Below are 11,499 nucleotides of genomic sequence, written 5' to 3' on the forward strand. Positions count from 1 at the left end.
GGTTAATGGTAACCACATCAATGCCATTCTTGTGTTTTACAACAAACGGATTGATATCGAAAATTTTGCTCATATTCACGTTCGTATAAATGCGATGAATTTTGTCAACCTCGCCTAAAGCCAAATGTGGAATCAGCAAACTTCCTGTTGAACTTCCTATAAGAATATCGTATTTATGAAATTTTTCCTGAAGCAAATACTGCGCAACACCACCGCCAAACGCGCCTTTACTACCGCCGCCCGAAATTACTAATGCTCTCATTTCTTTTCGTCTAATAATCGTTGTAATTGTGCTTTTTCGCTTTCAGTTAAACTTGGCAAAAGCTTCTCAAACAAACTTCGAAAGCCTTCCTGCAACAGTAATTCTCTTATTTTATCTCTGGCAAATTTTGTAAACTGCCATTTATAATGTGTGGTGGCATTGACCAAATTTTTCAAAACTGTCGGATCATTTTCATTAATTGCCAACGCATTGATAATCGCATTTTGGCGAACAGAACTTTCGTATTTTGGTGAAGTATAATCAACCAACTCGTTATAATATTTTTCTTTTTCAGCGCTTTGATTTTCGATAGAAAAAGTCAGGAATAAAGAACGTAGGCTTTTATCATTTCCGCCAATCCAATTTTGAGCTTTTTCCAAATAAGCGGTTCGGCTTTCCGGGAAGTTTTTCCATAAATTCATAAACGCAATTTCTCTGGTATCATAAGACGCATCATCTAACAATGCTTCATAATCAGCTTTGAATTCTAATGGAATTTCCTCGGTAAATTCGGCGACAGACTGACGCACTTTGACATCTTTTGTCTGTAATGCCAAAAACAGTAATTCTTTTTTATCTTCAAACGGTAAATCTTTAATCTGATATAAAATCTCAGTTTTTACAGGATAAAAGACATTCGACTGCATTAATTCTTTAAACATCGCCTTACTTTCAGAAAACGGTCGGATACGCATTTTTTGAGTTTCAATAAGCTTTACTATAAAATCATTTTTCCGCAGCAATGCATTGGCTTCATCACTTCGGAACTGATAATCTTCGAGCCAGACTCTCTTAAATGTTTCCGTATCAAAATCGGATACTTTTCTGACTTCAGCCAGAAAATCATCGGTTTCAGCATTTTGATATTGGTATTTTTTTAAATAGTTCATCACCGCTTTCTGAAACAATTTTGGCCCGATCGTTTCTCTTATTAAATGCAAAGCCCAAGCGCCTTTTTGATAAAACGTTAATGAACTTGCTTTCTCATCCATCAAAGGAATTTGGTCTGTTCTTGAAGCATTTCGAAGCTGTAAAGAAGTTCTATATAACTGATGGTAAAAATAATCATCTCCGAAAATCTTTCTTTCAGCAAGCAAAGCAAAATAGGTAGCAAAACCTTCCTGCAGCCAATGATGTTTCCCCGATTTTGCCGTAACTAAATCACCAAACCATTGATGTGCCAGCTCATGCGCATTGACATTCACATAATTTCTATCGTTAAAACCAATGTCATCCACAACAAAATCTTCAGCAAAAATCGTAGCCGAAGTATTTTCCATTCCGGCATACAGGAAATCTTCCACGGGAATTTGTTTGTAGATTTTCCATGGATACTTCACTCCTATTTCTTCTTCCAGATAATCAAAGATTTGTTTTGAATAGCGATAAGTTGCTTCAAATTTGAGTGTGTCTTTTGCCTGAATAAACATTTGCAACGGAATCCCCGATTTAGAAGCGACAACCTGATGCCTAAAATCTCCAATAGCAACCGCCAACAAATAGGAACTCATTGGATTTTTCATCTCATATTGCCAAATCATTTCATTTTTATTGGGATATTCATTGAGTAAAACTCCATTGGACAAAACCTGGTATTTTTTATCGAAACTAACATTCAGATTAAAAATAACTTTTTCATTCACATCATCAAAACTCGGAAACCAATGACTGGTATATTTCCCTTGCCCTTGTGTCCAAACCTGCTGATTGTTACAGTTTGCACAAGTGAAATCTCCGTTAAAATACATGGTTTGTTTTGGAGTTGCTTCGTATGTAAAAGCGACCGTATTCTTTCCTGTTTTAAATCCTTCAAAAAGGTTTATAGCCTTTCCTGTATTGGTATATTTTACAACTTTATTATTAATCTTAACGTTGGAAACAACCATCTTTTGCGCATCTATTTTGATGGTGTCAATAGCTTGTTTGACTTCAAAAACATAACGAACAGAACCCGAAACTTTCTTTTCGATAGGGTTAATCGAAATATTTCCAAAAGCAGTTTTGAAATCTACTTTTTGGGTTTGTTGGGCAAATGAAATAAAGGAAACAAAAAGGAAAATATAATATCGCATAATGGTTTCACAGAGTTACACAGAGATAAACAAAGATACACAGAGTTTTTAAAATTTAGATTAAAAAACTATCTTCGCTATAGTAAGAATATAGAAAATAGAGAATAGAACATAGACAAAAATCTATATTCGGAGTCTATTCACTTTATTCTATTTTCTATTCTCTAAAAATATGTCAAACTCGCTTCTCCAAACTCCCATTGAATACCTTAAAGGCGTTGGTCCTCAACGTGGTGAGTTACTGCGTAAGGAATTGGGCATTCATCGTTATGAAGATTTAGTCAATTTTTTTCCGAATCGATATATTGACAGAACTCGTTATTACAAAATCAACCAATTACAAAAAAACGACAGCGAAGTCCAAATCATTGGCAAAATCATCAACATCAAAACTGTTGAATTTGGCAAAGCAAAAAAGCGTTTGGTTGCCACTTTCGTGGATGAAACCGGTGAAATTGAACTCGTTTGGTTTCAGGGTCACAAATGGATTCGCGACAGTTTGAAAATTAATGTTCAATATGTGATTTTTGGGAAAGTAGCGTCATTTGGAAATACGTTCAATATGGCGCATCCCGAAATGGAATTGCTAACCGAACACGAACAAAGCCTGCGTTCTGCAATGCAACCAGTGTATCCATCAACAGAAACGCTTACCAATCGTGGTATTTCAAATCGGGTTGTCAATAAAATGATGCAGCAATTGTTTGTGGAAACACAAGCCAAGTTTGTTGAAACTTTGCCAGGATATTTATTAGAAGAATTAAAACTGATTCCGAAGAATGCTGCGTTATTCAACATTCATTTCCCAAAAAGCCAGGAACTGTTGTCCAAAGCACAATTCCGGTTAAAGTTTGAAGAATTGTTTTTTATCCAACTGCAATTGATTACCAAAAATCTGGTTCGGAAACATAAAATCAAAGGCCATCCTTTTACGGTTGTCGGAGAAAATTTTAATAATTTCTTCCAAAACCATTTGCCTTTTGAATTAACCAATGCACAGAAAAAAGTGCTCAAGGAAATCAGAAATGATATGGGCACGAATGCCCAAATGAATCGACTTTTGCAAGGCGATGTTGGTTCCGGAAAAACAATTGTCGCTTTAATGGCGATGCTTATTGCGTTGGATAATGGTTTTCAAAGTTGTTTGATGGCGCCAACAGAAATCTTGGCAAACCAACATTTCAACGGTTTGACCGAATTAGCCAAACACTTAAACATCAACATAAAAATACTGACTGGCTCAACCAAAACTGCAGATAGAAAAATTATTCATGAACAGTTAGAAAATGGAAGTCTGAACATTCTTATTGGTACACACGCTTTACTGGAAGACAAAGTAAAGTTCAATAATCTGGGTTTGGCTATTATTGACGAGCAGCATCGTTTTGGTGTGGAGCAACGTTCCAAGCTTTGGCAAAAAAATGATATTCCGCCACATATTTTGGTGATGACCGCCACACCCATTCCACGAACCTTGGCGATGAGTTTGTATGGCGATTTGGATATTTCTGTAATTGACGAATTGCCGCCGGGACGAAAACCAATTCAAACTGTGCATCGTTATGACAGTAACCGTTTGAAAGTCTGGAAATTCATTAAAGATGAAATCGCCAAAGGACGCCAAATCTATATTGTTTATCCGTTGATTCAGGAAAGTGAAACCATGGATTATAAGGATTTGATGGATGGTTATGAAAGTATTTCCAGAGATTTCCCGCTGCCACAATACAGCATCTCTATTGTTCACGGCAAAATGAAACCTGCTGATAAAGATTCAGAAATGAAACGCTTTGCTGAAGGAAAAACCAATATTATGGTCGCGACAACTGTGATTGAAGTTGGTGTAAATATCCCGAATGCAAGTGTGATGATTATTGAAAGTGCCGAACGTTTTGGGTTATCACAACTGCATCAATTGCGTGGCCGCGTTGGTCGTGGCGCCGAACAGAGTTATTGCATATTGATGACTTCGTTTAAATTATCAAGCGATAGTAAAATCAGATTGGAAACCATGTGCCAAACCAACGATGGTTTCGAAATTGCTGAAGTCGATTTGAAACTTCGTGGTCCGGGCGATATTATGGGAAAACAGCAAAGCGGCATTTTACAACTTCAAATTGCTGATTTGGTAAGAGACAGAGATATATTATTGGTTGCCCGAAATGAAGCTTTAAAACTTTTGAAGAAAGATCCGTCGATGACATTACCTGAACATCAAACGCTGCGAGCAATATTTATTGAACTTTCCAAAAAGAAAAACATCTGGAATTATATTAGCTAAAAAACTTGTATCCACAAATGTTAAATAAAAACTAACCCTACCGCCATTTTCATCAGTAAGAAGTAGCTTTGTGAGCAAACCTCTACAATACTATTTTAAATGAAAATAAAATACCTCATACTATCAATTCTTGTCATTGCCGTTGGTGGAATGATTGTCTACAGAATCACAAAAAATAAATCCGAAAACGAGAAAGGCAACGATAAAGGTGGCAAAAAACCACCAATTGGTGTCAGTGCTGTTGTTGTTGAACCACAGAATTTCTCCAATGTTATTTCGCTTTCTGGTTCGATTGAAGCTAATGAACAAATTGAAATTCACAGTGAGGTTTCTGGTATTGTAAAAAGTATTTCATTCACAGAAGGAAGTCAGGTTAGTAAAGGACAGGTTTTACTTAAAGTTGATGATATTGAGTTAAGAGCACAATTAGCACAAGCTAAAACAAAAGAAAGCCTGGCTTCCGAAAACGAAAGAAGAGCGAAATTATTATTGCAAAAAGAAGCTATCAGCCAGGAAGAATACGACATTGCCAGCGCCGATTATAGAACAATGAAATCGCAAACCGAATTAATCAATGCGCAAATTGGTAAAACCAGTATCAGAGCGCCGTTTTCCGGAAAGATTGGTTTGCGTAACATTTCTCCTGGAACGTATGTCACGCCAACAACTTTGATTGCCAATTTAGTTAACACCAATCCGCTAAAAATTACATTTTCTATTCCTGAAAAATATGCTACGGAAATTACTAAAGGTTCACAAATTACCTTTACAGTTCCAAATGTAACTGAGAAGTTTACAGCCAAAATCTATGCTTTGGAACCCGGAATTGAATTGGCTACACGTACGATGAAGATTCGGGCGTTAACTGAAAACTCAGGCGGAAAATTATTACCCGGGACTTTTGCCAATATTGATTTGCCTTTGAGTGATATCAAAGATGCCATCATCATTCCGACCGAAGCCATCGTGCCAGTTCAGGATGGAAAGACAGTTTTCGTTGCTAATAACGGAAAAGCCAAAGTAGTTAAAGTAGAAACGCTGACACGAACCGATAAAGACGTTGTAATAACTTCAGGATTGAAAATCGGAGATACAGTATTGACTTCAGGCGTGATGTCGCTGAAAGATGAAGCCGATATCAAAGTAAAACTTAAATAAATTACGAATTACGATAAGTATTGCTAAAAATCTAAAGCCCAAAGGGCGTATCTAAAAGTATGAGTTTATCCACTTTAAGCATTAAACGACCGGTTTTTACCATTGTCATCAATTTAACCATTATTCTTTTTGGTATTATTGGTTACAGTTATTTGGGTGTTCGTGAATTTCCTTCGATTGATCCGGCTCAAATTTCAGTGCGAACAAATTATACTGGTGCGAATGCCGATATTATTGAATCACAAATTACCGAACCTTTAGAAAAAGCAATTAATTCCATTGACGGAATCAGAAATATAACTTCCTCAAGTAATCAGGGTTCCAGCAATATTACAATCGAATTCAAGCTCGAAAAAAACTTAGAAGAAGCTGCCAACGATGTACGTGATAAAGTATCACAAGCTGTCAGGAGTCTACCGCAGGATATTGATGCACCACCAGTAGTTTCTAAGGCTGATGCCGATTCTGATCCAATTATTACGATGACGGTTCAAAGTGATACCAAAAATGTTTTGGAGCTTAGCGATTACGCTGAAAATGTTATTGCCGAGCGTTTGCAAACCATTCCAGGTGTCAGCAGTGTACAAATTTGGGGGCAAAAACGCTATTCGATGCGTATTTGGATTGACCCTGTAAAATTATCTTCTTATGGAGTTACTGTTTCTGATGTTAGAACTGCATTAGACAAACAAAATGTAGAATTGCCTTCCGGAAAACTAACTGGTGCCAACACGGAATTGACCGTAAAAACCTTGGGAAATCTTTCAGATGAAAAAGAATTCAACAATATCATTATAGTTGCAGATGGTGATAAAACTGTGCGCCTGAGTGATATTGGCCATGCCGAATTAGGTCCTGAAAATCTGGAAACCCAATTAAAAGCAAACGGGCAACCAATGGTTGGTTTGGCTATTATTCCACAGCCGGGTACAAATTACCTCGACATTGCCAGCGAGTTTTACAAACAATTTGACACCTTTAAAAAAGATTTGCCCAAAGACATCAAGATGAATGTCGCGCTTGACAATACATTATTTATTAAAAAATCAGTAGTAGAAGTTGCAGAGACTTTGTTGATTTCGCTGATTTTGGTAATCCTTATTATTTTCCTATTCTTCCGGGATTGGTCCATTGCTTTCCGACCATTGATTGATATTCCGGTTTCGTTGATTGCTACGTTTTTCATTATGTATTTATGTGGTTTTTCGGTGAACGTATTGACGCTCTTAGCTATTGTTTTAGCGACAGGATTAGTCGTTGATGACGGAATTGTAGTCACCGAAAATATCTTCAAAAAAGTGGAACAAGGCATGTCTCCAATTGAAGCAGCTATCAAAGGTTCTAATGAAATTTTCTTTGCTGTAATTTCCATTTCAATAACTCTTGCCGCAGTATTTTTACCGATTATCTTCTTAGAAGGTTTTGTTGGAAGGCTGTTCCGTGAATTTGGAGTAGTCATTGGTTCTGCCGTTTTAATTTCGGCTTTTGTTTCTTTGACGCTTACACCAATGTTGAATGCCTATTTAATGAAAGGTGGCGAACAGAAAAAAACCAGATTCTACAACTTTACTGAGCCTTATTTTGAAAATTTAAACAAAGGTTATGCGAGTTCACTTGAACGTTTTATCAAAAGAAAATGGCTTAGCTTTCCAATTTTGATTGTTTGTATTGGGTTGATAATATTGTTTTTTAAAATCATTCCAAAAGAAACGGCTCCTTATGATGACCGGAATTTAATTGTTGTCGGAGTTACGACTCCCGAAGGCTCTACCTATGATTATACCGATAGATTCATGCAGGAATTGTCAAAAATGATTGACGATTCGATTCCCGAGAAAAAAATTGCATTGGTAATTACAGCTCCAGGTTTTGCTTCGGCCTCTGTAAATAGCGGAAGAGTACGTATGGCTTTAAAAGATCCTGAAGACAGAGAACGTTCTCAAAAGGAAATTGCCGAAAAATTCACCAAATGGACAAAAAAATATTCGCAAGCCAAAGTAAATGTTTCCGAGCAGCCAACTATTGCTGTTAATAAACGTGGTGGGCTTCCAATTCAGTATATCATTCAGGCGCCAAATTTCGAAAAACTGCGTGAAAAAATTCCGCAATTCATGGATTTGGCTAACCAGAACGATGCCTTCTCCAATGTGGATGTGAATCTGAAATTCAACAAACCCGAAATCAATGTAACCATCGATAGAGAAAAAGCAGAAAGCTTAGGTATTTCAGTTCTTGATGTTGCCCAGACTTTGCAATTATCATTGAGCGGACAGCGATTTGGGTATTTTATGCGTAATGGAAAGCAATATCAGGTCATTGGGCAATTTGACAAAAAAGACCGTGACGAACCGCTGGATTTGACTTCTATGTTTGTTAAAAATAATAAAGGCGAATTGATTCAATTAGACAATGTTGTGAAAGTGGATGAGCAAAGTAATCCACCACAATTGTATCATAATAACCGATATATGTCGGCCACAGTTTCGGCAGGTTTGGCACCAGGGAAAAGTATTTCTGACGGAATTGAAGCTATGGACGAAATCAAAGCTAAAGTTCTTGATGGAAGTTTTACCACAGATTTAGGCGGAGAATCCCGAGATTTTGTCGAAAGTAGTTCGAATACCGCTTTTGCATTTGGCTTGGCTTTACTGCTAATTTATCTTATTCTTGCAGCACAATTTGAAAGTTTTATTGATCCGTTTATTATCATTTTAACCGTTCCAATGGCGGTTGCAGGAGCGTTATTCTCGCTTTGGTTATTTGGACAAACATGGAATATCTTTAGCCAGATTGGAACAGTAATGCTGATTGGTTTGGTAACCAAGAACGGAATCCTGATTGTGGAATTCGCCAACCAATTACGAGAGCAGGGTTTGTCAAAATACGATGCTATTGTTCAAGCTTCAGAATCACGTTTGCGACCAATTTTGATGACGAGTTTGGCGATTGCTTTAGGAGCTTTGCCAATTGCATTATCGCTTGGAGCCGCTTCAACGAGCCGAATCGGAATGGGAGTTGTGATTGTTGGAGGAACTATTTTCTCTTTAGTTTTAACGCTGTTTGTCATTCCTTCGATTTATTTAATGTGGTCAAGAGAAAAGAAACACCGACCAGAATTTGACCATCTTGAAGAATTTGAGAAATAAGACTATGAAAATGAAATCATTATATATTGTTGTTTTATTATTTGGCTTTGCGCCAAAAGTGCTGTCGCAGGAAGTTTTGAAATTGGAAGACGCTATAAAGATTGCTTTGGAAAACAACTATGACATCAAACTTTCCAAAAACGATTTGAGAATTGACGAAGCCAATGCAACTGTTGGAAATGCTGGCATGTTACCAAAAGTAACCGCAACTGTCGTTGACAACAACAACATTCAAAAAAGCACACAAATCCGTCAGGATGGAACCAGAACCGACTTGAATAATGCCAAAAACAATAGCCTTGGTTATGGTGCAAATTTAGATTGGACGGTTTTTGACGGCTTTAAAATGTTTGCCAAAAAAAGTCAGTTAGACGAATTGCAAAAGCTGGGCGATGCCAGATTAAAACTGACCATTATAACCAAGATTAGTGATGTTACTGCTACGTATTTCGATTTGGTGCAACAGCAACAGCAATTGGCGGCTTTAGACAGTTCGATAGTGATTTCAAATCAGCGGTTTACATTGGCACAAAACAGATACAGCATTGGAAAGGCTTCGAAATTAGAAGTTTTGAATGCTCAGGTCGATTTGAATACCGATCAAACTTCACTTTTAAAACAAAAGGAATCGTTGAAAAACACCAAGATTCTACTGAATCAGATTTTGGCCCGTGATGTGAAAATGGATTTTAATGTCGTTAACCAAATTGACGTTGATAAAACCTTATTACTTCCGGCACTTACTGATTTGGCAATCAAACAAAATCCAGAATTAGAAACTCAAATCATCAATAAAAAAGTAGCAGAACTTCAGTTGAAACAGGTTAAAGCCAATCGTTACCCAACGGTTAAAGTAAATACAGGATACAATTTCGCCGAAAGTCAGTCCAGTTTGGGCTTTACTTCTGAATCGTATTCAAGAGGATTGAATTATGGTTTTAGCGCCAGTATGAATATTTTTGATGGATTTGCGCAACACCGCAATGAGAAGACTGCCAAAATAGAACTTGAAAATTCCAAAATTGCCATTGAGCAACAAACATCAATATTGAACTCACAATTGGAAAGTTCGTATCAAACGTATCTGACTAATTTAGAATTGATGCAACTGGAAGAAAGAAATGAAGCAATTGCCAAACAAAACATGGATATCACTCTGGAAAAATTCAGGATTGGCACCATCACTCCTATTGAATTCAGAACGGCACAGTTGAATTATATCAATGCTAAAGTCAGAAATACCAATATGCAGTATCAGTCAAAATTATCTGAAATTGCACTAAAAGAATTGGCCGGGAATTTGAGTTTTTAGTGTATTTTTGATTTAAATTCAAAGTCAAAATGATATCCTACAACACCAAAGACTGGTTTACATTTATCTTTCGTTTTCACAAAGCCGATACGTTTAGAACGCTGCTTCCAATTATGTTTGCGATTGGCATTTATGCCGCACTCATTGGGTATGCCGAAGTAGAATTCTGGAAACTTTCTGAAAATAGCTATGTAAAAAACATTACGATTATGCACGGAATGTTAGGTTTCGTGATTTCGTTATTGCTAGTTTTTAGAACAAATACCGCATACGACCGTTGGTGGGAAGGCAGAAGGCAATGGGGAAGTCTGGTGAATAGCAGCCGTAATTTTGCCATCAAATTGTCTGTGATTTTGGAAGATGAAAAAGACCGAAGCTATTTCAGGAAGATGATTCCGAATTATGCGAATGTTCTACATAAGCATTTGAATAATTCCGAAACTTCACAACAACTCTTTGATGATGTCGATTTGGAAATTGATCATCACAAACACAAACCAAATCAGATTGCCAAAAAGATATTCCATAAAATAAATGAGTTATACCAGGAAAAGAAAATTACGGGTGACCAATTGATTATTCTCAATGCTGAAATCCAATCACTGACAGATATTTGTGGTGCCTGTGAACGAATAAAAAACACGCCTATTCCCTATTCTTACAGTGCTTTTATCAAAAAATTCATTTTCTTTTATGTGATGACTTTGCCTTTTGGTTATTCTTTTAGTTTGGGTTATTATGTCGCGCCTGTTGTCGTTTTTATCTTTTATGTTCTGGCAAGTTTAGAATTGATTGCCGAAGAAATTGAAGATCCGTTTGGTGGCGATGAAAATGATTTGCCGACACTTAAAATGGCGGAGAATATTAAGAAGCATGTTGAGGAGTTGTTGTAAATAGTTGTCAGTTTTCGGTTGTGGGTGGCTGCTTAGTGAGAATTATAAACGTTCTTGTTAGCCCCGATAGGAGCGGCATCCTTTTTATTTGCAAAATAAAAAGATATAGCGGATAGCGGGAGGATGTTTCCTAAGAAATTAAGATGCTGTGCTCCTAATTATTTAAATTAAAAATCCTAACAAAAAACACACTAAACCTTTCCTTCTGCCGTATGCATTGATTATATTTGCACTCGTCAAAAGCAAATAGTTATATATGAAGATTTCATACAATTGGTTAAAACAATTCATTAAAATAGATTTAAAATCAGAAGAAACAGCAACCTTACTGACCGATTTAGGTTTGGAAGTGGAAGTTGTGGAAAAATACCAATC

General features: G+C 36.7%; 7 protein-coding genes. 5 read left to right on the plus strand and 2 right to left on the minus strand.

The annotated features are described in order from the left end of the window. Both ABIQ27_RS00305 and ABIQ27_RS00310 read right to left on the minus strand, forming a co-directional pair. Positions 1 to 262, minus strand: a 262-nt coding sequence (locus ABIQ27_RS00305; RefSeq protein WP_348030961.1) for a patatin-like phospholipase family protein, incomplete at its 3' end; no start/stop codon positions are given. Beyond that, positions 259 to 2,334, minus strand: coding sequence for a M1 family metallopeptidase (locus ABIQ27_RS00310; RefSeq protein ID WP_348030963.1), 2,076 nt, complete (start codon positions 2,332 to 2,334; stop codon positions 259 to 261). The genes ABIQ27_RS00305 and ABIQ27_RS00310, both read right to left, overlap by 4 nt. A 172-nt stretch (positions 2,335 to 2,506) precedes the next feature. On the opposite strand from ABIQ27_RS00310, the gene recG reads away from it, so the two are divergent. From recG to ABIQ27_RS00335, 5 genes are all read left to right on the plus strand, one after another. Continuing rightward, positions 2,507 to 4,615, plus strand: a complete 2,109-nt coding sequence (recG, locus tag ABIQ27_RS00315) for an ATP-dependent DNA helicase RecG (RefSeq protein WP_348030965.1) — start codon at positions 2,507 to 2,509, stop codon at positions 4,613 to 4,615. Between the two features lie 99 nt (positions 4,616 to 4,714). Beyond that, positions 4,715 to 5,773 (plus strand): efflux RND transporter periplasmic adaptor subunit, encoded by a 1,059-nt coding sequence (locus tag ABIQ27_RS00320; RefSeq protein ID WP_348030967.1) that lies wholly within the window; start codon positions 4,715 to 4,717, stop codon positions 5,771 to 5,773. A 59-nt stretch (positions 5,774 to 5,832) separates the two neighbouring features. Continuing rightward, positions 5,833 to 8,919 (plus strand): efflux RND transporter permease subunit, encoded by a 3,087-nt coding sequence (locus ABIQ27_RS00325; RefSeq protein ID WP_348030969.1) that lies wholly within the window; start codon positions 5,833 to 5,835, stop codon positions 8,917 to 8,919. Positions 8,920 to 8,923: 4 nt separating this feature from the next. Then, positions 8,924 to 10,231 (plus strand): TolC family protein, encoded by a 1,308-nt coding sequence (locus ABIQ27_RS00330; RefSeq protein ID WP_348030971.1) that lies wholly within the window; start codon positions 8,924 to 8,926, stop codon positions 10,229 to 10,231. Between the two features lie 29 nt (positions 10,232 to 10,260). Then, positions 10,261 to 11,124 carry a bestrophin family ion channel gene (locus ABIQ27_RS00335; RefSeq protein ID WP_348030973.1) on the plus strand — a complete coding sequence of 288 codons (864 nt, stop codon included), beginning with the start codon at positions 10,261 to 10,263 and terminating at the stop codon, positions 11,122 to 11,124. The last annotated feature ends 375 nt before the right edge of the window (positions 11,125 to 11,499 follow it).

The sequence above is a fragment of the Flavobacterium sp. genome (assembly GCF_039916025.1).
GTDB lineage: Bacteria > Bacteroidota > Bacteroidia > Flavobacteriales > Flavobacteriaceae > Flavobacterium.